This is a genomic window from Azovibrio restrictus DSM 23866 (assembly GCF_000429665.1).
GTDB lineage: Bacteria > Pseudomonadota > Gammaproteobacteria > Burkholderiales > Rhodocyclaceae > Azovibrio > Azovibrio restrictus.
Genome location: NZ_AUCH01000001.1, coordinates 21818 through 44433, shown reverse-complemented (window position 1 = coordinate 44433; position 22616 = coordinate 21818). Strand labels below are relative to the sequence as shown.

Annotated in this window: 27 protein-coding genes; 5 read left to right on the top strand and 22 right to left on the bottom strand. The window is 63.8% G+C overall.

Translation table 11 applies throughout. The annotated features are described in order from the left end of the window. Nucleotides 1–30: 30 nt before the first annotated feature. Nucleotides 31–486 carry an SsrA-binding protein SmpB gene (smpB, locus tag G474_RS0100230; protein WP_026685228.1) on the top strand — a complete coding sequence of 152 codons (456 nt, stop codon included), beginning with the start codon at nt 31–33 and terminating at the stop codon, nt 484–486. Between the two features lie 57 nt (nt 487–543). Beyond that, entirely contained in the window at nt 544–1206 is a 663-nt protein-coding gene (locus G474_RS0100225) for a trimeric intracellular cation channel family protein (protein WP_026685227.1), read from the top strand. On the opposite strand, the gene G474_RS18885 is transcribed toward G474_RS0100225, so the two are convergent. Beyond that, nucleotides 1166–1522: a hypothetical protein gene (locus G474_RS18885; protein WP_043462706.1), complete on the bottom strand. Its 357-nt coding sequence runs from the start codon at nt 1520–1522 to the stop codon at nt 1166–1168. The genes G474_RS0100225 and G474_RS18885 overlap by 41 nt on opposite strands. Nucleotides 1523–1600: 78 nt before the next feature. Here G474_RS18885 and G474_RS0100215 point away from each other — a divergent pair, with 78 nt between their 5' ends. Next, a complete protein-coding gene (locus tag G474_RS0100215) occupies nt 1601–2266 on the top strand; it encodes a VC0807 family protein (RefSeq protein ID WP_211228030.1) in 666 nt (221 codons plus the stop codon). Nucleotides 2267–2279: 13 nt separating this feature from the next. On the opposite strand, the gene nudC is transcribed toward G474_RS0100215, so the two are convergent. The 15 genes from nudC to G474_RS18875 all read right to left on the bottom strand — a co-directional run bounded on the left by nudC (nt 2280) and on the right by G474_RS18875 (nt 14922). Continuing rightward, nucleotides 2280–3053: an NAD(+) diphosphatase gene (nudC, locus tag G474_RS0100210; protein ID WP_026685225.1), complete on the bottom strand. Its 774-nt coding sequence runs from the start codon at nt 3051–3053 to the stop codon at nt 2280–2282. A gap of 24 nt (nt 3054–3077) precedes the next feature. Then, complete coding sequence (locus G474_RS0100205) at nt 3078–4289, bottom strand: MFS transporter (protein ID WP_026685224.1); 1212 nt, start codon at nt 4287–4289, stop codon at nt 3078–3080. A 112-nt stretch (nt 4290–4401) separates the two neighbouring features. Beyond that, the gene (locus tag G474_RS0100200) at nt 4402–5196 is read right to left on the bottom strand and encodes an aldolase/citrate lyase family protein (RefSeq protein ID WP_026685223.1); all 795 of its coding nucleotides are present in this window, start codon (nt 5194–5196) and stop codon (nt 4402–4404) included. Nucleotides 5197–5264: 68 nt separating this feature from the next. Continuing rightward, nucleotides 5265–6182: a SphA family protein gene (locus tag G474_RS0100195; protein WP_026685222.1), complete on the bottom strand. Its 918-nt coding sequence runs from the start codon at nt 6180–6182 to the stop codon at nt 5265–5267. 68 nt (nt 6183–6250) lie between these two features. Continuing rightward, nucleotides 6251–6442, bottom strand: coding sequence for a 2-hydroxymuconate tautomerase (locus G474_RS0100190; RefSeq protein ID WP_026685221.1), 192 nt, complete (start codon nt 6440–6442; stop codon nt 6251–6253). An 18-nt stretch (nt 6443–6460) separates the two neighbouring features. Continuing rightward, on the bottom strand, nt 6461–7249 hold the full coding sequence (dmpH, locus tag G474_RS0100185; RefSeq protein WP_026685220.1) for a 2-oxo-3-hexenedioate decarboxylase: 789 nt from the start codon (nt 7247–7249) through the stop codon (nt 6461–6463). Continuing rightward, nucleotides 7240–8277 (bottom strand): 4-hydroxy-2-oxovalerate aldolase, encoded by a 1038-nt coding sequence (gene dmpG, locus G474_RS0100180; RefSeq protein ID WP_026685219.1) that lies wholly within the window; start codon nt 8275–8277, stop codon nt 7240–7242. Before dmpG ends, dmpH begins: the two co-directional genes overlap by 10 nt. A gap of 16 nt (nt 8278–8293) precedes the next feature. Further along, nucleotides 8294–9205, bottom strand: a complete 912-nt coding sequence (locus G474_RS0100175; protein WP_026685218.1) for an acetaldehyde dehydrogenase (acetylating) — start codon at nt 9203–9205, stop codon at nt 8294–8296. A 25-nt stretch (nt 9206–9230) separates the two neighbouring features. Continuing rightward, the gene (locus tag G474_RS0100170; RefSeq protein WP_026685217.1) at nt 9231–10025 is read right to left on the bottom strand and encodes an SDR family NAD(P)-dependent oxidoreductase; all 795 of its coding nucleotides are present in this window, start codon (nt 10023–10025) and stop codon (nt 9231–9233) included. Between the two features lie 12 nt (nt 10026–10037). Then, nucleotides 10038–10826 (bottom strand): 2-oxopent-4-enoate hydratase, encoded by a 789-nt coding sequence (gene dmpE, locus G474_RS0100165; RefSeq protein WP_026685216.1) that lies wholly within the window; start codon nt 10824–10826, stop codon nt 10038–10040. A 12-nt stretch (nt 10827–10838) separates the two neighbouring features. Further along, entirely contained in the window at nt 10839–11690 is an 852-nt protein-coding gene (locus tag G474_RS0100160) for an alpha/beta fold hydrolase (RefSeq protein ID WP_211228038.1), read from the bottom strand. A gap of 8 nt (nt 11691–11698) precedes the next feature. Beyond that, nucleotides 11699–13159 carry a 2-hydroxymuconic semialdehyde dehydrogenase gene (locus G474_RS0100155; RefSeq protein WP_026685214.1) on the bottom strand — a complete coding sequence of 487 codons (1461 nt, stop codon included), beginning with the start codon at nt 13157–13159 and terminating at the stop codon, nt 11699–11701. After that, nucleotides 13143–13622 carry a GlcG/HbpS family heme-binding protein gene (locus G474_RS18880; RefSeq protein ID WP_051281588.1) on the bottom strand — a complete coding sequence of 160 codons (480 nt, stop codon included), beginning with the start codon at nt 13620–13622 and terminating at the stop codon, nt 13143–13145. Before G474_RS18880 ends, G474_RS0100155 begins: the two co-directional genes overlap by 17 nt. Beyond that, entirely contained in the window at nt 13622–14551 is a 930-nt protein-coding gene (locus tag G474_RS0100145; RefSeq protein WP_026685213.1) for a catechol 2,3-dioxygenase, read from the bottom strand. Before G474_RS0100145 ends, G474_RS18880 begins: the two co-directional genes overlap by 1 nt. Nucleotides 14552–14565: 14 nt before the next feature. Beyond that, nucleotides 14566–14922 (bottom strand): 2Fe-2S iron-sulfur cluster-binding protein, encoded by a 357-nt coding sequence (locus G474_RS18875; RefSeq protein ID WP_043462702.1) that lies wholly within the window; start codon nt 14920–14922, stop codon nt 14566–14568. Between the two features lie 207 nt (nt 14923–15129). Here G474_RS18875 and G474_RS0100130 point away from each other — a divergent pair, with 207 nt between their 5' ends. After that, nucleotides 15130–15870, top strand: a complete 741-nt coding sequence (locus tag G474_RS0100130) for a GntR family transcriptional regulator (protein WP_026685212.1) — start codon at nt 15130–15132, stop codon at nt 15868–15870. Here the strand turns inward: G474_RS0100130 and G474_RS0100125 are convergent. The 6 genes from G474_RS0100125 to G474_RS0100100 all read right to left on the bottom strand — a co-directional run bounded on the left by G474_RS0100125 (nt 15857) and on the right by G474_RS0100100 (nt 20657). Beyond that, nucleotides 15857–16915: an NADH:ubiquinone reductase (Na(+)-transporting) subunit F gene (locus G474_RS0100125; protein ID WP_026685211.1), complete on the bottom strand. Its 1059-nt coding sequence runs from the start codon at nt 16913–16915 to the stop codon at nt 15857–15859. The genes G474_RS0100130 and G474_RS0100125 overlap by 14 nt on opposite strands. A 127-nt stretch (nt 16916–17042) precedes the next feature. Then, nucleotides 17043–17402, bottom strand: coding sequence for a phenol hydroxylase subunit P4 (locus G474_RS0100120; protein WP_026685210.1), 360 nt, complete (start codon nt 17400–17402; stop codon nt 17043–17045). A gap of 64 nt (nt 17403–17466) precedes the next feature. Beyond that, complete coding sequence (locus tag G474_RS0100115; RefSeq protein ID WP_026685209.1) at nt 17467–19020, bottom strand: aromatic/alkene/methane monooxygenase hydroxylase/oxygenase subunit alpha; 1554 nt, start codon at nt 19018–19020, stop codon at nt 17467–17469. 23 nt (nt 19021–19043) lie between these two features. After that, nucleotides 19044–19313 (bottom strand): MmoB/DmpM family protein, encoded by a 270-nt coding sequence (locus G474_RS0100110; protein ID WP_026685208.1) that lies wholly within the window; start codon nt 19311–19313, stop codon nt 19044–19046. 2 nt (nt 19314–19315) lie between these two features. Next, nucleotides 19316–20314, bottom strand: coding sequence for an aromatic/alkene monooxygenase hydroxylase subunit beta (locus G474_RS0100105; RefSeq protein WP_026685207.1), 999 nt, complete (start codon nt 20312–20314; stop codon nt 19316–19318). Nucleotides 20315–20348: 34 nt separating this feature from the next. Continuing rightward, on the bottom strand, nt 20349–20657 hold the full coding sequence (locus G474_RS0100100; protein WP_245589275.1) for a phenol hydroxylase subunit: 309 nt from the start codon (nt 20655–20657) through the stop codon (nt 20349–20351). Between the two features lie 240 nt (nt 20658–20897). Between G474_RS0100100 and G474_RS0100095 the strand changes: the two genes are divergently transcribed. Next, the gene (locus G474_RS0100095) at nt 20898–22592 is read left to right on the top strand and encodes a sigma-54-dependent Fis family transcriptional regulator (protein WP_026685205.1); all 1695 of its coding nucleotides are present in this window, start codon (nt 20898–20900) and stop codon (nt 22590–22592) included. Nucleotides 22593–22616 lie beyond the last annotated feature (24 nt).

Here is a 22616-nt window from a genome sequence, read left to right as displayed (position 1 = left end):
CCGTCGATTCTATAGGAATCGCGCGGCACCATGAGTATTGCCAACAACAAAAAGGCCTTCCACGATTACTTCATCGAGGAAAAATATGAGGCTGGGCTTGCCCTGGAGGGATGGGAGGTGAAGTCCATTCGCGCCGGGCGGGTACAGATCAAGGAAGCCTACGTGGTCATCAAGCGGGGCGAGATTTTCCTGCTGGGCATGCACATCACCCCCCTGCCCACGGCTTCCACCCACGTGCATCCGGACCCGGTCCGCACCCGCAAGCTGCTGCTGCACGAAAACGAGATCATGAAGCTGATCGGCAAGGTGGAACGGGCCGGTTACACCCTGGTGCCCCTGGACCTGCACTACACCCGGGGCCGCATCAAGGCGGAGATCGGTCTGGCCAAGGGCAAGAAGCAGCACGACAAGCGCGAGGACGCCAAGGAAAAGGACTGGGCCCGAGAAAAGCAGCGGCTCATGCGCGACAAGGTCCGGGGCCACTGAAGATGCATCTGCCTGTCGGGCTGTTTACGGCTCCGGGCCGGCCACCGGAGTTGTCCCGTGCCTGTTGAAATCCCGCTCATCACGGTCGACGCCTTCCTCTACGGCCTCGGCATTGCTGCTTCCGTGGTCTGCGGCGCCACCGGCGTGCTGGAGGCCGGGCGCAAGCAGGTGGACCTGTTCGGCGCCATCATGGCCGGAATTGCCGCTTCCCTGGGGGGCGGTACCGTGCGCGACCTGCTTCTGGACCGGCAGGTATTCTGGATCGCCGACCAGACCTATCTGATCGCCACCGTCCTGGCCGCCATTGCCACCTTCTTCCTGGCCAGGCGCAAGCCCCTGCCCGGCAAGCTGTTCCTGCTGCCGGACGCCATCGGCCTGGCCCTGTTCACCGTGGTCGGCACCCAGGTGGGCTTGCAGTTCAATGCCCCCTGGCTGGTGGCCAGCCTGATGGGGGTGATCACCGCCGTGTTTGGCGGCCTGCTGCGGGACGTGCTCACCAACGAGGTGCCTCTGGTCTTCACCAGCGAGCTGTACGCCACCGCCGCCTGGTTTGGCGCCCTGACCTTGATCCTGCTGCAAAGCCTGGGCATGGATCATGTGAGCGCCGGCTTCATCGGCATGGGGGTGGTGATCCTGGTCCGGCTGGCGGCCATCCGCTGGCGCCTCACCCTGCCCCGCTTCACTTCCGGGAGTCAGCCTCCGGACGTTCCCAGCCAATGACTTCCCCCTCGATGACTTCGCCCTCGATGAGCTCCCCTGCCGTGCCCCGGTCCCGGAAGGTCCCGGGAGCCTCGGTCGGTACGGTATATCCCTGTTCCTGCAACTTCTGCCGCAGTTTACGGGTCTTCCACCAGAAGTAGCCCCAGGCCAGGGCTCCACCTACTGCCAGGACCGCGAAGGCCACCAGGGAAAACATGAAACCCAGTACCAGCACGACCAGCACCACCAGCAGGCGCAGCGCCCGGGCCAGGAGCCCCGGCGGTTTGCCGGCGCCTTGCAGCCGGGCCTGGTAAAAGGTGTATTCGCTTCTATCCATTACCTATCCTTGCACCATCGCAGCCAGCCATTCTATCTGCCCATGTCCACGCCTGTCCCCGCCAGAAAACCGAATGCTTTGTTCGAGCTGTTGATCAACATCGTCATTCCCTCCCTGATCCTGATGAAGTTGAGTGGCCCGGAACGGCTGGGCAGTGTCGGTGCGCTGCTGCTGGCCCTGGCCTTTCCCCTGGTCTGGGGGGGCGTGGATCTGGCCCGCAGTCGCAAGTGGAACCTGTTCTCCGCCCTGGGGCTGGTGAGCATCCTGCTCACGGGCGGCATAGGCCTGCTGGAGCTGGACAACCAGTGGCTGGCCGTGAAGGAAGCCGCCGTGCCGGGCATCATCGGCTTGGTGGTGCTGGCCTCGGTGCGCAGCCGCTATCCCCTGATCCGGACCCTGCTCTTCAACCCCGGCGTCGTGGATGTGGACAAGGTCCAGGAACATCTGGAGCAACGGGGCACCCAGGGCATCTTCGAGGCGCGGCTGCAGAAGGCCACGGTGATGCTGAGCGGCACCTTCTTCTTTTCCGCCGCCATGAACTACATGCTGGCCACCTGGATCGTCACCAGCCCCGCTGGCAGCGAGGCTTTCAATGAGGAACTGGGCCGGCTCACCCTGCTCAGCTACCCCATGATCGCGCTGCCCTCGATGCTGATGATGGTGGCCGTGTTCTATTACCTGTCCCGGAGCATCCGGCAGCTGACCGGTCTGGGCTTGATGGACATCCTCAGGCAGGAGGCCTGAAGCCCCCTGCCCTTTACGTGTCCTGCGCCAGGGCCGCTTCGATCAGGTGCCGGGAGATGCTCACCGGGTCGGGAAGGAGCGGCAGGGCTTCCGGGAGGAACCAGTCGGCCGCCTCGATTTCCCCGGGTTCCGGCCTGATCTGACCGCCCGCGTAATCGGCGAAAAAGGCCACCATCAAGGAGTGGGGAAAAGGCCAGGGTTGGCTGGCGAAGTAGCGCAGGTTGGCGATTTCCAGTCCCACCTCTTCCCGCACCTCCCGGACGGCACACTGTTCCAGGGTTTCCCCCGCTTCCACGAAACCGGCCAGGGCGCTGTACACCCCGGGTTTGAAATGGGGGCTGCGGGCCAGCAACAGGCGGCGCCCGTCCCGGATCAATACCATCACTGCCGGGGAAATGCGCGGGTAGGCGAGCAGACCGCAGGCGGGACAGGCCATGGCGAACTCTCCGGCCAGGGGCGCAGTCCCGGTGCCGCAACGGCCGCAGAAGCGGTGCTGGGCCCGCCAGTCCAGCAACTGGGAGGCGCGCCCCGCCAGGGAGAACAACGCGGGCCCCGCCAGGGTGAAGAGGGCCCGCAGGGGCACTCCCTGGCCCCCCGGGAGGGCCGGCAGGGCCGTCACATCCCGGGCCCGGCAGGGGCGGCCGTTCCAGCTACCCACCTCCAGGCAGTCGGCCGGATCGCCGGCTTCCACCTCGGCGCAGGTCGGAAAACGGACTTCCTGCCCTTCTGGGGCAAGTACCAGGAGTTGTCCCGCGCAGCGCAGGATCAGATAGCTCTCATCGTTCATGGGCATGGTTTCCAGCCAGCAGGTTCAGGCATCGCGCCCGTGCATGATGATGCGCGAGGCCCCCCAGATGCCCAGCAGGTTGGCGGCCACGGCCACGTAGCCCACCAGGCCGTAACCCTGCATCAGCCCCTGGTCGTCCAGGCTGATCAGGAAACCGGCCAGGGTGGTGGCCAGCCCCATGGCCAGGGACTGGACCGTACCGTTCAGGGACATGAAGGTGCCGCGCAGGGCGGGCTGGGCGGCGGAAGCGGTGATGGCCATGGCCGGAATCATGCGCCCCGACACCAGCACGAAGAAGCTGGTGGAACAGAGCAGCCACAGTCCCAGGGGCAGCGCCCCCACGTGGGTCACGGCCAGGAGCGGCAGCGTGCTTAGCAGGGCCACCCAGCGGTAGCTTTCCACCTTGCCGTGCCGGTCGGCCCAGCGGCCGATCAGCCGGGCGCTGAAGAAGGTGGCGAAGCCGCCCACCAGGTAGACGATGGGAATGTCCCCCTGGGCGATTCCCACGTTGCCCACCGCGTAGACGGTGATGTAGGGAATCACCATGAAGCCGGAAAAGATCACCAGGGCGGAAAACAGCAGGGCGCGCAGGTGGTTGCCCTCCCCCAGTACCTGAAAGGTGTCCGAGAGCAGGTGGGCCCGCTGTTCCCGTTCCAGGTGCTGACGCAGCTCGGGCAGGCAGCGCAGACCCACCAGGATGAACACCAGGCTCAGGCCGGCGATCAGCACGAAAGGCGCGCGCCAGCCCAGGTGATTGGCCAGCCACAGGGACAGGGGCACCCCGGCGATGGTGGACAGGGCGAAGGCGCTGGCCACCACTCCACTGGCCTGGGCCCGCCGGGAAAAGGGAATGGCGTCGGCGATCATGGTATGGATCATGGCCCCCATGATGCCGCCGAACACGCCCGCCAGCCCCCGGGCCAGCATCAGGGCCGGATAGCTGGGAGCCAGGGCGCAGGCCAGGGTGGACAGGGCAAACAGGGCAAAACTGACAAGGAGCAAGGCCTTGCGCTCGAACCGGTCCACGAAGGTGGCCGCCAGTACCCCCGAAGCAGCCGCGCTGAAACTGTAGGACGCCACCAGCAGGCCGAATTCGTGGGTGCCGATGCCGAAAGCGGCCATCAGGATGGGCCCCAGGGGCATCATGATCATGAAGTCCAGCACATGGCTGAACTGGGTGCCCCCCAGGGTCAGGAGGAAAAGCCGCTCATGGCGGGGAGAAAGCGCTGTACTCATCGGGGGGCAGATCAACAAATCCGTGGGGGGCGACTAGGATACGCGCCCGGGGGAGCGGGCGGTGGATTTTCCCTGCCCTGTCACCCCTGGCAAGGGAGCGCCGCCCAGTGGCCTAATACTGCCCTAGCCTTTCCCTGGCCTCGGGCCGGTAGCGCTGCAGCAGGGTATTGCAGGCCTGGGCCAGCAGCAGGACATCCACGCCCACAGCGAGAAAGCTGGCCCCGGCTTCCTGGTAAATCCGGATCAGGGTTTCATCGCTGGACAGCACCCCTCCTCTTTTACCGGCCGTCCGTGTCCGCTGCAAGCCACTGCAGATCGCCGCCACCACTTCCGGGTGCGAGGCCTGTCCCAGATAACCCATGGAAGCCGCCAGATCCACCGCGCCGAAAAACACCCCGTCCACCCCCTCTTCCGCCAGGATCGCATCCAGATTGCTCATGCCCAGGCAGGTTTCCACCTGCACCAGCAGGCAGACCTCCTGGTTGGCCCGTTCCAGGTAGTCTTCCACCCTGCCCCAGCGGGATGCCCGGGCCAGAACGCTGCCTACCCCGCGGATACCCAGAGGCGGATAGCGCATGGCCCGCACCAGCTCCCGAGCCTGTTCAGGGGTGTCAACCATGGGAATCAGCAGGGTCTGGACGCCCGTGTCCAGCAACTGCTTGATGAGGACGGTGTCCCCCTGGGGCGGCCTGACAACCGGCTGGGAGGCGTAGGGGGCGATGGCCTGGAGCTGGGCCAGGATGCTGCGCAGCTCGTTGGGACCATGTTCGGCATCGATCAGGAGCCAGTCGAAGCCGGCCCCGGCACAGACTTCCGCACTGTAGGTTTCCGCCAGCCCCAGCCAGAGCCCATATTGAATCTGGCCTGCCGCCAGGGCTGCCTTGAAATGATTGCGGGGCATCTTCATCACAGTTTCTCCAAAAAAGAGGGCATCCGGGGAAGCCAGCCGGATGCCCCTGGAACCCGTTTTCCCGCTCAGAAAGCAGTGATCAGCTTGAAGTAGAACTTGTCGCCGGCAAACCGGTTTTCCACCATGGTTTCGTGTTGCCACTGGCCGATGAAGGAAATCCCCCCCTTGCTGGTGTAACTGAGCGAGGGGCCGATGGCAAAGACCTGACCACGCCGGCCCTCGTCGTACACGCCATCCACGGCTGCCACACTGCGTCCCTTGTATTTGTCGTCAGTGGTCTGCTTCAGGTAGTAGCCTCCCAGACCATAGGCCCAGGGGCCTTGGTGCTGTCCCACCCAGTAGTCGAAGTGGAATTCGTCGCCAGACTGGTAGTCCGTATCCTGGTTCTTGGTCTTGATGTTGTACATCAGCTTGATGCTGCCTTCGAAGCCGCTCTGATTACGGTAAGTCAGGGCCAGCACCGGCTCGTAACTGTAGTAATTGGCACCCACCGATTTCCGGGAATCATCCTTGTCGAAATGTCCGGTGGGCAGGTTGATGTCCAGCCCGGCGATGGCATGCCAGTCCCCGAAGTGCCAGCCCAGCACCAGGGGATCGATGGTGATGTCCCCGACGCTGCTACGGCTTCCCCTGCCCCCCAGGGGCGGGAAATCCATGCTCTGATGCACCAGCGGAACAATCACGTGCCAGCCCCAGTCGGCACCCAGTATCTTGGTGTGGGTCACCTTGATGTAGCGCAGGGCGTCGAAAGTGGCATTGACCTTGGCCTCCCTGCCGCCGAAACGGACCTTGTCGCCGCTCCCGTCCCGCAGGGTGCCGCTGTAGTAACCGGCATAGTTGATGAAGTAATCCCCGGGAGGCGGCAGCGCCCCCACCATTTCCCGGGCTTCGGCTCCGTTGGGATACTGGTCTCCCCCTTCCTTGGCCTGGGCCGCTCCGGCCAAGGCCAGGGGTAGCAACAGGGCCAGGGTGATTTTTTTCATGGTGTCTCCTCCATTGTTTTCTGGTACTGCAAAAAAGCCCGCAGGATCATCCTCCGGGCTGGAAACGGTCAGCGCCCCAGTTCCTGCGCCGTCTTGCCGGCAATGCCCCACTGGGTCTTGGGCACTTCCTGAATCCACACGCGGACGTTCTCGCGCGGTGCGCCGACGGCCTCCACCAGCGCGTCGGTGACCTTCTCGATCACGGCCCGCTTCTGCTCGTCGCTACGGCCTTCAATGAGGAAAATCTGTGCAAATGGCATGGCTGACTCCTTGTCTGATCAGACGAAACGCACGCCCAGGCTGCCCATGCCCTGGACCCGCAGGTTGATGTGGTCACCAGCCGCCACGGCCACTGCCTCGGTGACCCCGCCGGAGAGGATCAGGGCACCGGCGGGAATTTCCTCGCCCCGGGCGCCCAGGTGATTGGCGAGCATGGCGATTGCCGCCGCCGGATGGCCGAGGACCGCGGCGCCAGCGCCGAAGGCCACCGGCACGCCGTTCTTTTCCATCACCAGGCCGACGGTACGCAAATCCACCTCGCTCACCGGCTGCGGCTGCCCGCCCACCACGAAGCGGGCGGCCGAGGTGTTGTCGGCAATCACGCTCTTCAGGTCGAACTTGAAGTCCCGGTAGCGGGAATCGATGATCTCCAGCCCCGGGATGATGAAATCGGTAGCCGCCAGCACCGCGCCGATGTGGCAGCCTGGCCCCTTGAGGGCGTGCTTCATGACGAAGCAGATTTCCGGCTCGATCTTGGGGTGGATCAGCTCCGCCACCTTCACCTCGCCGCCATCCGGCACGCAGCCGTAATCGGTGACGAAGCCGAAACAGGGGGTCTCCACCCCCATCTGCCTCATCTTGGAGTAGGAAGTCAGGCCACATTTGAGGCCGACGATTTTCGTGCCGCGGGCGATCTTGCGGCGACGGATCTCCTCCTGGATGGCGTAGGCGTCGTCCCAGTCCATCTCGGGATGGGCGTCGGTGATCTTCACCACGTCATGGGCCTGCAGCTCGGCGTTTTCCAGATGCTCGGCCAGCTGGGCGATGGTTTCCCGATTCAGTTGCATTGCAGCACTCCTCGTTCGCGGGCCATGGTGATGGCGGTGTCTTCGATCATGTCTTCCTGGCCGCCCACCATGCCGCGCCGGCCCAGTTCGACCAGGATGTCCCGGGCAGGTACGCCGTACTTGGCGGAAGCGCGCTTGGCAAACAGCAGGAAGGAGCCATAGACGCCGGCGTAACCGAGGGTCAGCGCGTCCCGGTCGATGCGGATCGGGAAGTCCATGATCGGCACCACCAGGTCTTCGGCGACGTCGGTAATCTTCGCCACATCGACGCCGGTCTCGATGCCCATCAGGCTGCACACGGCGATGAATACTTCCATCGGCGTGTTGCCGGCACCGGCGCCGAGCCCGGCGGCGGCCGCGTCAATGCGGTTGGCACCGACTTCGATGGCGGCGATCGAGTTGGCGACGCCCATCGCCAGATTATGGTGGCCATGGAAGCCGAGTTCGGTTTCCGGCTTCAGCGCCTCGCGTACCGCGCTCAGGCGGGCCTTGACCGTCTCCGGCAGCAGATGGCCGGCGGAGTCGGTGACGTAGATGCAGTTGGCGCCGTAGGACTCCATCAGTTTCGCCTGCTTGACCAGGCCTTCCGGGCTGTTCATGTGGGCCATCATCAGGAAGCCGACGGTGTCCATGTCGAGCTTCCTGGCCAGCGTGATGTGCTGCTCGGAGACGTCGGCCTCGGTGCAGTGGGTGGCCACCCGGATGGTGTGGACGCCCAGCTCCCGCGCCATCTTCAGGTGGTCGACGGTGCCGATCCCCGGCAGCAGCAGCGCCGAGACCTTGGCCTGCTTCATCTTCGGAATCACCGCGCCGAGGTATTCCTCGTCGGTGTGTGCCGGGAAGCCGTAATTGACCGACGAGCCGCCCAGGCCGTCGCCGTGGGTGACTTCGATCAGCGGAATGCCGGCGGCGTCGAGGCCGGTGGCGATGCTGACCATCTGGTCGAGCGTCATCAGGTGGCGCTTGGGGTGCATGCCGTCGCGCAGCGTCATGTCGTGGACGGTGATTTTCTTGCCTTGCAGATCCATGTTGTTCTCCTTTTCCTCAGGCCGGCACGGGTTCGAGTTCGAGCTTGCCCTTGATGATTTCCTCGGCAAACATTTCCGCCGTGCGGGCCGCGGCAGCGGTCATGATGTCCAGATTGCCGGCGTAGGTCGGCAGGTAATCCCCGAGCCCGGCGACTTCCATGAACACCGACACCCGGTTGCCGTCGAACACCGGACCATTGACCAGCCGGTAGCCGGGCACGTACTGCTGCACCTCCGCCAGCATCTGCTGCACTGATACGGTGATTGCCGCCTGGTCGGGGGCGCTTTCGGTCAGGCAGTGGATGGTGTCGCGCATGATCAGCGGCGGCTCGGCCGGGTTGATGATGATGATCGCCTTGCCCTTCTTGGCGCCGCCCACCTTTTCCACGGCACCGGCCGTGGTGCGGGTGAACTCGTCGATGTTCTTGCGGGTGCCGGGACCGGCGCTGCGGGAGGACACCGTGGCCACGATCTCGCCGTAGGCCACCGGCTGCACCCGCGATACCGCACGGATCATGGGAATCGTCGCTTGGCCACCGCAGGTCACCATGTTCACGTTCATCTCCCCCTGGCCGACGTGCTGGAGCAGATTCACGGCCGGCACGCAGTAGGGACCGATGGCAGCCGGCGTCAGGTCGATCATGAGCACGCCCAGGGCGTTCAGCTTGCGGGAGTTTTCGGCATGCACGTAGGCCGAAGTCGCATCGAAGGCGATCTGGATTCCGTCCGCCTGGACGTGGGGCAGCAGCCCGTCCACCCCCTCGGCCGTGGTCTTCAGCCCCATTTCCCGGGCCCGGGCCAGGCCTTCCGAGGCCGGATCGATGCCGACCATCCACACTGGCTCCAGCACGGCGCTGCGTTTGAGTTTGTAGAGCAGGTCGGTACCGATGTTGCCGGGGCCGATCAGGGCACACTTGATTTTCTTCATGATGAATTCCTTGCTGAACTATTCGTTAAACCATGGATGCCACGACCCCGCCGTCCACTCGCAGGGCCGCGCCGGTGGTGGCGGAAGCCCGGGGGCTGCAGACGTAGGTGACGAGGGCGGCCACTTCGGCCGGATCGGCCAGTCGTTTGAGCAGCGAGGTGGGACGGGCCTCGGCGAAGAAGCGGCGCTCGAATTCCTGCTCGGCGACGCCGGCTTCCGCCGCCAGGCGGGCGAAGAAATCCCCCACGCCTTCGGAACGGGTGGGACCGGGCAGCACCGCATTGACGGTGACGCCGCTGCCGGCGGCGTCCTGGGCGAGGCCACGGGCGATCGACAGCTGGGCCGCCTTGCTCATGCCGTAATGGATCATTTCGGTCGGCGGGCTGATCCCCGATTCGCTGGAAATGAAGACGATGCGCCCCCAGCCGGCTTCCTTCATCAGCGGCAGATAGTGGCGGGAGAGACGCACACCGCTGAGGACATTCACTTCGAAGAAGCGCAGCCAGTCCTCGTCGGGAATCGCGGCAAACGGCTTGGGCTCGAAGATGCCCAGGTTGTTGACCAGAATGTCCACCCGGGGACAGGCCTGCTGCAGGCGCTCGCAGCCTTGGGCAGTGCCCAGGTCGGCCGCCAGTCCATTCACCCGCGCACCAGGCAGCGCCGCCTCGATACGGGCGATCGTCTGCGCGACGCGCCCGCTATCGCGGCCATTGACGGTCACATGGGCCCCTTCGCGGGCAAGTTCGAGGGCCGTGGCGTAGCCGATGCCGCGGGTGGAACCCGTCACCAGGGCGTGTTTGCCGGCCAGTTGCAGATCCATCGCTGGCTCCCTTTACTGGAAACGCACCGAGCAGCCGCCGATGCCGCCGATGGCGATGCGCAGGCTGTCGCCCGACCGCACTGGGATCAGCGCCGCCAGGGAACCGGAGAGGACCACTTCGCCGGCTTTCAGGGGAATGCCAAGACGGCCCAGGGTATTGGCCAGCCAGGCGATGGCATTGACCGGCGAGCCGAGGGCCGCCGCGCCGGCGCCGGTGCCGACGATTTCGCCGTTCTTTTCCAGCACCATGCCGCACAGGGCCAGATCGACCTTGTGCGGTGCGACCGCCTGGTCGCCCAGCACGAAGACGCCGCAGGAGGCGTTGTCGGCCACCGTGTCCTGGATGCGGATCTTCCAGTCGTGGATGCGCGAATCGACGATCTCGAAGCAGGGCATCACGCATTCGGTGGCGCGCAGCACGTCGGCGTTGGTGACGCCGGGGCCCAGCAAATCCTTTTTCAGGATGAAGGCGATCTCACCCTCGGCCCGCGGCTGGATCAGGGTGTCCATGGGAATGGTCTCGCCCTCGTTGTACACCATGCCGTCGAGCAGGTAGCCGAAGTCGGGCTGATGCACGTCGAGCATGTTCATTACCACCTTGCTGGTGACACCAATCTTCTTGCCGACCACCCGCTCCCCGGCCTCGATGCGCCGCCCCACCATGCGTTGCTGGATGTGGTAGGCATCCTCGATGTCGAGGTCCAGTCCGCGACTGGTGAAGGGTGTGATGGTGTGGCGGCCGGTCAGGGCGGCGTACAGCTCGTCGCCCAGGGTTTCCACCGTTTTTGCGTCTAGCGCCATGGGTTTTCTCCTTTAAGTGCGCGCCTCGCCCTCGGCGAGGAAATCGCCGACCAGACGGGCGAAGCGCGCGGCGTGTTCGATTTGTGTCCAGTGCCCGCAACGCCCGAACAGGTGCAGTTGGGCGCGTTCGATCAGTTCCAGCAGGCGCAGGGCATTGCTGACAGGAATCACCCGGTCCTTGCGGCCGTGAATGATGAGGACCTCGTGGGGCAGGCTGCGGATGTCGCGCTCCTCGCTCGCCAGGGCATCGACCCAGCGCTGTCGCGGCGCCGGGAACATGGCTGCGAAGGACTCCTGGACACCCGGCCGGATGCTGGCCTGGTAGCGCAGCTCTGCCAGTTCGTCGTTGACCAGTCCCCGGTCGTGGGCGAACAGGTCCAGCAGTTCCCGCATGTTGGCCAGTGAAGGTTGATAGCCCCAGACCCGGTCCAGTCCGTTGCTGATCGGAAACGGCACGCCGACGCTGCCCATCAGCACCAGCCGCCCCACCCGCTCCGGCCGACGGATCGCCGCGGCCAGGGCAATCGCCCCGCCGAAGGAATTGCCGACCAGATGCACCTGCTGCAGACCTTCGGCGTCGAGCAGGGCGAACAGGTGCTCGAGCCAGATTTCCAGGCTGTAGCGAACGGCGGCGGGCCGCTCGGTGAAGCCGAATCCCAGCATGTCCGGCGCCAGCACCCGGAAGCGGCGGGCCAGTTCCGGCAGTACCGGACGCCAGTTGGCCCAGGCCGAGACACCAGGGCCGGAGCCGTGGATCAGGACTACCGGCGTGCCCTCGCCCAGGTCGTGGCAGTTGGTGGCAATGGCGCCGAAACTGCCTGTCGTGGCGATGCTGCGGCCGAGTTCGGGATTGTCGGAAGGCATGGACATGCTCAGAGCTTGATGCAGACGTTCTTGAGTTCGGTGTAGAACTCCAGGGAATGCACGCCGCCTTCGCGCCCGATGCCGGAATTCTTGGAACCACCGAAGGGGGTGCGCAGGTCGCGCAGGAACCAGGAATTGACCCAGCACAGCCCCACCTCCATGCGCGCCGCCACCCGGTGCGCCCGTGACAGGTCGCGGGTCCACACCGCCGCTGCCAGTCCGTACTCGGTGTTGTTGGCCCGCGCCACCACCTCGTCCTCGCTGTCGAAGGGGAAGACGTGGCAGCAGGGCCCGAAGATTTCCTCGGTCGCCACCGCCGCGTCGTCACCCAGGCCGGTCCAGATGGTCGGTTGCACCCAGGCCCCCTTGGCGAGATCGCCGGGCATCGCGGGTACGCCGCCGCCGGTCACCACCGTCGCCCCTTCTTCCACCGCCTTCCGGTAGTAGGAGAGCACCTTGGCCTGATGTTCGAGGGAAACCAGCGGGCCCATGCCGGTCGCCGGATCTTCGGGAACGCCGATCTGCAGGGCTTCGGCGCCGGCCTTCAGGGCCGCCACGAAACGATCGAAAATCGGCCGTTCCACGTAGACCCGTTCGGTACCGAGACAGACCTGCCCGCAATTGACGAAGGCCGAACGCAGGGTGCCTTCGATGGCGGCATCGAAATCCGCATCGGCAAAGACGATGGCCGGATTCTTGCCGCCCATTTCCAGGGACACGGGCCGGGCACCGTCGGCCGCGGCCTTCATGATGGCCATGCCGGTGCGGGTTTCGCCGGTGAAGGTGATGGCATTCACCCCCTTGTGGGTGGTGAGGAATTCGCCGGCGGAATCGGGGCCGAAGCCATGCACGACGTTGTACACCCCCTTGGGAATGCCGACTGCGTTCATCACCTCGCCCAGCAGGGTCGCGGTCTGGGGCGTCACCTCGGAGGGTTTCACCACCACCGTGTTGCCACAGGCCAGGGCCGGTCCCACCTTCCAGGTCATCAGCAGCAGCGGCAGGTTCCAGGGACAGACCACGCCGACCACGCCGACCGGGCGGCGGGTCGCGTAATTGATCGCGCCGCGGCCGTCGGGGGTCGCCGTTTCGAAGAACTCCGTCGGCGTGTTCTTGATCACGTCGGCGAAGATCTTGAAGTTGGCGGCGCCGCGAGGAATGTCGATATGGCTGGCGAGGCTGCGCGGCTTGCCGGTGTCCGCCACCTCGGCCGCCAGGAAATCGTCGAAACGGCGATTGATCTCGTCGGCGACGGCGTTGAGCAGTTTCACCCGCTCATCCACCGTCATCTTGCCCCAGGGACCTTCCAGCGCTGCCCGAGCCGCCGTCACGGCAGCATCCACCTCGTCGCGCCCGGCCTCGGAAACGAGGGCGATCAATTCGTTGTTGAGGGGCGAACGCTTCTCGAACACCCTGCCGCCCGCCGCGACGACAAAGGCTCCGTCGATGAAATTAGCTATGGTCTTCATGGTCTTGTCCGTGTTGTTTTCCTTGGCTCAACTGTGTTTCGGCCGGATTCAGGGCTGCCAGCCCGGCCCGGGCACAGATTTCGTCTTCTTCCTCGGAGGCGCCGGATACCCCGATGCCGCCTATCCAGTCGCCCTCCCAGGGAATCGGGATGCCGCCGCCAAAGACAATCAGCCTGGGCTGAACTGCAAAACCCAGCTTCATGCCTTCATCGTGGCCCACCAGGCTCATCCAGTCCTTGGTGCGAAAGCCGAAACTGGCTGCCGTGTAGGCCTTGTCCATGGCAATCTGACTGCTGTGTAAAAAGGCACCCGGCATGCGCAGGAAGGCCATCAGGTTGCCGCCCCGGTCCACCACGGCCACGTTGATCTTCCAACCCTGACCTTCCGCGTGGCGGACCGCTGCTCGGGCGGCGGTGCTGGCCGCCTCCCAGGAAAGGCCAGGCGTGCTGACCTGGACCTGCATCAGGTCACCACCGAGAGGAAGGTGTCGTTGAGGGCTCGGTCGTGGTAGAAAATGCCGCGCCCCACATCGCCCATGGTCCACTTGATCGGCTTGCCGTCCGGATAGGACTGATAACCGCCGCAGAATGTCTCGAAGCGGTTGCCGGAGGGGTCAAAGGCGTAGATGGTGGTGCCTCGGGTGACCCCGTGGCGGGTGGGCCCGATATCAATGGAAACCCGGTTGATGGACATCAGATCGGCCGCGCGCAGCACCTTTTCCCAGCTGTCGAGCAGGAAGGAAACATGGTGCAACTTGCCCGGTTCCGGGTGGCGGACGAAGGCGATGTCGTGGGCCTTGATCGAGGTGGACAGCCAGATGGCCAGATCCCCCGATCCGTCTTCCAGCTCGATGTGCTCGACCAGATAGAAGCCGAGCACATCCTGCAGGATGGCCTGGGCCTTCTCGATGTCGGGCCCGTAGCAGAGCAGATGGTCGAAACGGACGGGCGCGATGCCATGTTCCGCGGCCGGAATCCAGGCTTCCGGATTCACGTAGGGCTGGCCGTTACCGATATCCGTCTTTTCGGCATAGAGCTCGAAGGTGTGCCCCGTGGGCAGCAGGAAGCGGACCCGATCGCCGGTTTCCAGCATTTCCCCGGCCGGGATCCGTTCCGTCATGACCCCATAGGCCTTCAGGTCGGCTTCCAGCTGATCGAGGGTGGCCACGCTGTCCACCTTGAAGCCGACGAAATCGAGGCCGGCCGTATCGGCCTGGCGGATCAGCACGCTGTTGTGGTCGCGCTCATCCCAGGCCTTGAAATAGACACGCCCCTGGCTGTCTCGGCCGGTCTCGATCAGGCCTAGGACGTTGGTGTAGAAATGGATGCTTTCTTCGAGATCCAGAACGCGCATCTGTACGTGCCCGGGACGAAGTACTCCTGTCATTGCCATGGTGTTGTCTCCTCTTATTGAACTGCAGGTTGGTGTTGCTCGCTTGCCTTAGCTGCGTCCCCTCCTCCGGGAGCGCAGACAGTACGTTGCATCTTGCCCAGCACCCGCAGGGAAAGGTCTCCCCGGGGATAACAGCGGCAGGCCAGAACCACGCCGCTCTGGCGTTCCTCCGGCGTCACATGGGCCGCACTCATGGGACCGGTCTGGTAATCCCCTTGGGTGATGGCCACCTTGCAGACACCGCAGCCGCCGCCCCGACAGCCCAGGGGAATGCCCTTCCGGCCCAACTGGGCCAGTCCCCAGAGCAGGGATTGTTGTTCCGTGCAGGCATAGACCTCGCCTGTTTCCTCGATCTGTACCGAGTAACGCATCTTGTCTCCTCCTTCTGTATTGGAGTTTTGGCCTGAGGCTCTTTTCATAATCTCGATAATTTTTGTCATTATCGATATTCAAGAAGATAAAACCAGTTTTAGCTGGGGTCAAGCATTTTCTCGAGATTTTTTTCTTCCTCCATAAACGTGAAAATCGGTAAAGTAGCGGCCTGACGCGGCCCCCCGCCCACAGTCTTCCTCAAGAGCATGCACACCCACCCCTTGCCCCAACCGGGACCTGCCCCCAAAACACTGGTAGAAGCGGCCTATCTGCAACTGCGAAGGGACATCATCAGCGGCCGCCGTGCGCCCGGCGAAAAGCTCCGGGTGGAGCATCTGAAGGATGAGTACCAGGTGGGGGCCGGCACCCTGCGGGAGGCGCTTGCCCTCCTGGTGGCCGATGCGCTGGTAGTGACCCAGGGGCAACGGGGCTTCCGGGTCACGTCCATGTCCCTTTCCGATTTCGAGGACATCACCCGGACCCGGGTGCTGCTCGAGACCCAGGCCTTGAGAAATGCCATCGAACATGGGGATGACGCCTGGGAAGCGGATCTTGTCGCGAGCTTTCATCAACTCACGAAAGCCGAGGAGCGTCTGGGGGAGCATCACGGAGCCTGGGTGGATGAATGGGAAGCGCGCAACCGGGAGTTCCATGAGGCCCTGATCGCCGCCAGCCCTTCCCGCTGGATCAGGCATTTCCTGGCGGTGCTTTACCGTCAGTCCGAGCGCTACCGGCGTCTGGCCGTCACGGCGCGCCCTATTCCCCGGGACCTGCATGCAGAGCACACGGCCATTTTCCAGGCAACCCTGGGGCGTAATGCGGAACTGGCTTGCCAACTGCTTGCGGAACATATTCTGCTCACCCTGAAATCCATTCGTGAACTTCCGGTGGAGACCATGAGCTCCACCGACCTGCAAACCCCGGGGGGCGGCGCTACAGCCGCCTGAACAGGGGACTGCGCACCTGCTGGGCATCGGCGGCGCTGAAGAACTTCTCCGTGTAAATGTCCTCTTCGAACAGGCGGCCTTGCATCAGGGTGGCAATGCAGGCTTCGATCATGGCCGGAGGGCCGCAGAGATAGGCCTTGTGCCCCCGGAAGTCGCCTTCGAAATGGGCGCGTGCAGCGTCGTGAGCCAGCCCCCGGGCACCGTTCCAGCCGCTCTCGGCGGGTTCGTCGGAGAGCACCGGCAGGTAGGTGAAAGCGCTGTATTCCTCGGCAAGGGCCAGGAATTCCTCGTGGTAATAAAGCTCGGCCCGGTTGCGGGCACCGTAGATCAGGGTGATGGGCAGGCGGCTGCCCCGGGCCAGGAGATCCAGGATCATGGCCCGGGGGCTGGAGAGCCCTGAACCGCCGGCGATGAAGAGCGTGGGCAAGCCAGCTGATTCACGCACGAAGAAACGTCCGTAGGGCCCCGAGAGCGTGAGCCGGTCTCCCACCTGCAGCTGGTCGTGCAGGTAGGTGGTGACCTGCCCCCCGGGCACCCGCCGGATGTTCAGCTCCAGTTCCGCCTGCCCGGGCTGGTTGGCCAGTGAAAAGGCCCGGCTGGCGCTGCCGTCGGGCAGATGCAGATTGACGTACTGACCGGCCTGGAAATCCAGCTTGGCCCCGGCTTCCAGTTCGAACCAGAAGCCTTTGATGGTCGGGGTCAGGGTTTCGATCCGGCTCACCCGGGCCTGGAAATCCCGTACCGGGATGGAGCGGGCATCAGGCTCCTCCTCGATGTCAGCCTCGATCACCAGGTCGCTCTGGAGGGTGGCGCAACAGGCCAGGATCTTGCCTTCGTCCCGCTCGAAATCCATGAGGGCAAAACTGGATGCTTCCCCATGGTCCACTTCTCCATCCAGCACCTGCACCTTGCAGGTGGCGCACAGGCCGTGGCAGCAGGCATGGGGCAGATAGAAGCCTGCCCTCAGGCAGGCATCGAGCACGCTCTGCCCCTCCTCCACTTCCAGACATTCGCCGATGGGCTCCAGGGTCAATTGATAACTCATGATGCATTCCTCTGTTGCCAGCTCAACCGGCGGGCAGGAGCCACCCGCCGGCTGGCCGGAAGACGATTTCTATCCAGGGCCCGTGGGGGCCCGACAAGGGCTGTTCCGGGCGGGCTGCCCGGGGATGTCAGCTGCAGCTGCCTGCTATCCCGGTCAGACCGGGGGTCTGGAAACGCAGCACTTCCTTGTGACCCAGGCCGTTTTCCGCCAGGGTCTTGTCGAAATCCGGTTGCCAGGGCCGGCCGGAACGGAACCAGCGGGCTTCGCTCCAGTCGACCCGGGCCCAGTCCGGGTGGGCGCCATAGGCGCCGGGCAGGATCTGCTCCGGCAGATCGCCGAACCGCAGGTCCGGGGGCAGCATGAAACACAGGGGGGCACAGAACATCAGGTGGTCTTCCCAGCCCACGTACAGCAGCTGGTTGCCGTGAAAGTTCTCCTGGCGATCCTTGACTTCGCCTTGGTAGGGTTTGAGGGCCACAACGGGCATGATTTGTCTCCTTTATCTTGATTTTCGGGGAGCCCCGGGGGAACGCTGCCCCCCGGCACTCGGGTCAGTCGTTCCGGGTGGCCATGCCGCGCCAGGCCGCGAAATTGCGCTGGTCTTCGGAACCGTTGAAGTCCTTGTTGTCCTGGCCATCCACCAGGTTGTACCAATCGAGGACCGCTGCCAGGGGATCGAAACCAGGTGCCGTGGGATCCACGTCCGGCTTGAAGCAATGTCCCTGGTAGATCTGATGTACGGGAAGCCAGGCCTGGACGTATTTCTCCGGCTCGTTGTCGAAGATTTCCTTGCAGCCGTCGGAACAGAAGTGGTACTTCTCCCCCTGGTAATCGCTCTCCCGGTAGGCGATCTTGGTGGGGTCGTCAGGCTCGGTGAACACCAGGGGAATCTGGCAGGTCTGGCAGAGCATGGGCAGGCTGTTGTTGTAGAAACGCTTGCCCTGGGCTTCCTGTTCGCGCCAGTAGGTGAAACGGGGCCGGTAATACTTGTCGAAGGTGTTGGGATACTTGGCGGAAAGCCAGTCCATTTCCTCGTCGGAGGGCATCCAGGTATGGAAGGCTGCGACGCCGCCGTACTGGTAGAAGGTGGACCACACCTGGTGGGAGATGTGTTCCTTGTCCTTGGTCACCTGCTCCACACACTTGGGGATGGTGATGCCGTAGCGGGCCAGGTCCTTGAACAGGGCGCCGCCGTTCTGCTCGAAGTAGATTTCCCAGGCTTCCTGCCAGCTCATGACCCGCTTGGGCAGCATGTAATCCATCATCATGCCCACCAGGGAGAGTACCCGGACTCCCCGCCAGGTCCATTTGTCTATCCATTTCTGGACGATGGGCAGGTTGTCCGGGTCCTGCTCCAGCATGAACTTGATGCATTCCAGCCCCAGGGTCATGTGCCGGGCTTCGTCGGACTGGGCCGAGAAGCCGAAGGTGGTGGCGCCCATGTCCCCATTGAAGGCCGCGCCGGAGATGAAGGGGACGAACAGGAGGTTGGTGAGCACGTATTCGAAGGAAAAACCGATGGCGATCATGAATTCGAAGGGACCCGCCGTCACCGCATCATCGAAGAAGGAACGGGGCACCGACAGGTACCAGACCTTCTCGATCATGTTCTTGAAATCATGCATCCCGTTGTAATGCCGGTTGTAATTCGACATCGAATGAATCTGGGTCTGGGAGTGGCGGATCTCGTCGATGGCCTGCATCTGGCAGGCCACCCGGGGGCCAACCCCGCGAAAATGCCGGCCCACATGGGTGAAGCCCCGGTGGGCCATGTATTCCAGGGGGGAAATCCCGGTGATGAACAGCTTCAGGGCATTCACGTAACGGGCATCGGTGATGCCCAGGTGACCGTTGTTCTGCTGAAAGGCGTCGATGATGGCGTAGAGCTTGCGCTCCTTTTCCGCCTGGTATTTCCAGTAGGCATCCATGGTCAGGCGGAAGGGGTCTTCCCACTTGTCCCAGTCGTGAATCTTGATGCCTTCGAATTTGTCGAAGGGAAACACGTCATCCATCTTCTGGTAGCTGGTTTCCCAGTCCAGACCGCGGGTCAGGTGGGCGTAGCGTTCCTTCAGACCCAGTTTCTTCTTGCTGGCTTTCATATCCATGTTCAGTGCTCCTTGGGGCCGGCCTAGTGGGCCCAGCTCAGGGTGAATTCGTCATCCGTCTCGTCCACGTGGCCCGAGAGGGAAATCAGGTTGATCTGCAGCTCCTGGAGATCGAAGGGCCGTCCCAGGATGGCTTCGATGGAGGACCGGCGTACCACCAGGGAGCCTTCCGCATCGATCTTCACCATGGCCGGCTCTTCCCGCAGCACGGCCTGGGGGTTGTCTGCCAGGATCGCCTCGATCAGGGGGCGGGTATCGTCATTGGTCTGCAAGGCAAGAAATACGGTGGACATGCTTATTGCCCTCCCCCAACACCGGCCTTGGTCAGCCGTTGCCGGAACTGTTCGAGGATTTCCGCCATGACTTCCCCGGCACCGTCGGTGAATACTCGGGCAGCCAGCGGTGTCAGGGCTTCCTGGGCACGTTCCAGCCAGTGCCCGCACCAGGCCTCGAGCCGTTCCCGGTTCGCGGCCGATTCACCGGCGGCGACCTTGATGCAGCTGTCCACCCAACGGGAGGATTCCGCGAACCACTCGTTCTGGAAGCGGGTGAGCATGGACAGGGTGGGCCCGCCACGGCAGGCCAGGAAGCGATCGAAATGTTCATAGACCAGGGGATACAGAAGCCCATCCAGAACCAGGTTCTGGGCCACGAACAGTTCGAACCAGTCCTGCAGTACCAGGGTGTCTTCCACGTAGCGGCGTAGTCCCTGCCATTCGGGCGCCTGCAGCCAGGCCGCCTTGGCGGCATCCAGGTCCTCAGGTTCTCCCAGGAGCAGTCCCAGACGGGAGATGTACTGGGCAATACCCAGCTGATCCATGGCCTGATACAGGCAGGGCTGGGTGATGGCCGTACCGTAGCCGTAGTCACTCATGGTGCAGTTATTCATGTTGCTGCCCCAGGCCACGTGCCGCAGGGGAAGCAGCATTTCCATGGCCAGCTGGCGCAGTTCGTCAGGCAGCAGTTCAGCCAGCCCCCGCTCCTCCACGAACTGGAAATCTCCCTCCGCCGTTTCCTGCAGTTTGGCGCGCGCCAGGGTGTAGGTGCCGTAGTAGAACTGGCGGGGATCCTTGAAGGCATACCAGTCCGCCATGACGATGGCGGTGCGGCGCTTGTCGAAAATCTCGAACTCGGGCGCCCACAGGGGGCGGTAGTGGAAGTTGGTCTCCATCTGGAGATCCAGGGTGCCTTCCTGGTAGCGGCTGGCGGGTTTGTCCGCCCCCAGCCGCCGGGCCACGTGGTCGAACGTCTGACGCAGGGGCTTGATGGCCACCGTGCGAAGATCCATCTGCATGTCTTGTCTCCTCTTTATTATCGGATTGCTGCGATTAACGCTTGCGCAGCCCTTCCCGGGATGCCTGCTGCATCCGCCAGTCCCAGTCGGGCACGGGGCCCGCCTCCGGTTCCTTGGGTTCCAGCAGGATCACCTGGTGGGCCAGGCAAAAGTCGGCAAAGGCCGGCCGGGGCAGCACCAGCTCCACATAGAGCTCGGGCTCACCGACGGCGAACTCGAACTCCACCAGCCCATCGGCCCGGTACTGGCTGAGCCGCACGTACTTGCGGGCCGTATCGAAATGGGTCACTGACATCTGCTCCTCCCGTTTTGCAGCCGCCAGGGCGGCGGCCATGGAGCTCATTGCAGGAGCTGTGCCAGAAGTTTTGATTTTGTAAGGCTTTGATTTTAATGGATGCATTTGTGAGCCGCAGGCCCACGGGCATGGCCGAGTTATCAATTGATAAAGACGTTTCGATTAGGTTGATGAATTCATCACGCCTTCTGCCGGCAAAAGGTGGCAGAATCCCTTCTGAAATTTCTCGAGATTTCATCCGTGAAAAAAGCTGGCGTCCATGCAGACGACCGGCCTGGAAGGAGACAAATGGATATCAAGGACTACCCCGACATCCAGGACCTGCGGGCCCTGATCCGTTTTTCCGAGAAGGATGGCACCATCTGGCTGGCGGAAAACCGCATGGTGCTGATGCACAACGCTTCCCTGGCGGCGCTGCGCAAGGAGTTGATCGACTCCGTGGGCCGGGACCATGCCCGCCGGGTTCTGACCCGGATGGGGTTCGCTTCGGGAGTCCGGGATGCGGAGCTGGCCAAGCGGGTCCGGGCCGGACGCAGCCTGGAGGACGGTTTTTTTGTCGGTCCCCAGTTGCACATGCTGGAAGGGGTGGCCAGGGTGGTGCCGGTAGCCCTGGAAATCGACGTGCCTGCAGGCCATTTCTACGGCGAATTCCTCTGGGAGAGCTCCTGGGAAGCGGAAGCCCAGGTGGCGGACTACGGCAATGATCCGGAGCCGGCCTGCTGGATGCATATTGGCCACGCCTCCGGTTATGCCAGCGCCTTCATGGACCGCTTCATCCTGTTCCGGGAAGTGGAATGCGCCGCCAGTGGCGCCAATCACTGCCGCATCGTCGGCAAGCCCGTGGAAGCCTGGGATGATGCCGCCGAGTACACCCCCTATTTCGAAGCGGACTCCCTGCTCAACCGTCTGCTGGAACTGCGTCACCAGGTGGACTACCTGCGCAGCAGCATCGTCCAGCAGACATTGACCCCCCATATGGTGGGGGCCTCCCGTGCTTTCCGGCAGGCCTACGATCTGGTCCAGAAGGCAGCCGCCAGCAATGTGAGCGTCCTGCTCCTGGGGGAAACAGGGGTGGGCAAGGAACGTTTTGCCCGCACCCTCCATGCCCTGAGCGCCAGAAAGAATGGGCCTTTCGTGGCCATCAACTGTGCCGCCCTGCCCCACGACCTGATCGAATCGGAACTGTTCGGTGCCGAGAAAGGTGCTTATACGGGAGCCCAGGCGGCACGCATGGGCAAGTTCGAGCGCGCCGACGGAGGCACCCTCTTCCTCGACGAGATCGGCGAACTGCCTCTGGCGGCCCAGGCCAAGCTGCTAAGGGTGCTGCAAGAAGGCGAGATCGAGCGCCTGGGGGATGACCGTACCCGCAAGATCAATGTGCGCTTGGTCACGGCGACCAACGTCAATCTCCATGAGGCCGTGGGCCAGGGCCGCTTCCGGGCTGATCTCTACTACCGGCTCAATGTCTATCCGATACACATCCCTCCCCTGCGGGAGCGCATTGCCGATATCCCCCCGCTGGTGGAGGCCATGCTGGAGCGTTTCTATACCCTGCATGAAAAACGCCTGCTGGGGGTGACCGACAAGGCCATGCAGTTCCTCAAGGCCCACCCCTGGCCGGGAAACATCCGGGAACTGGAAAACATGCTGGAGCGGGGCGTGATCCTGGCGCCCCAGGGAGGCTGGATCGAGGTGGAGCATCTGTTCTCGCACATTCCCCAGGCAGGGGAACAGGATGCCGCGGTTTGTTCAGCAGGCCACCTGCAGGTGGAGGACAGCCCGGAAGCAGGAGAACTGGCTGAGCGCTTCTTCTCTTCCGGGCTGTCTCTGGAACAACTGGAAGCTATGCTGCTCAACGAATCGATGCGCCGGGCCGAGGGCAACATGGCCTGTGCCGCTCGCAGGCTGGGGATTACCCGCCCCCAACTGGCTTATCGCTTGAAAAAGGAGCCGGGCGCCTGCGTCCCTCCTGCTCCCCACTGATCCCCGCGCCAGGAGAGAACATGC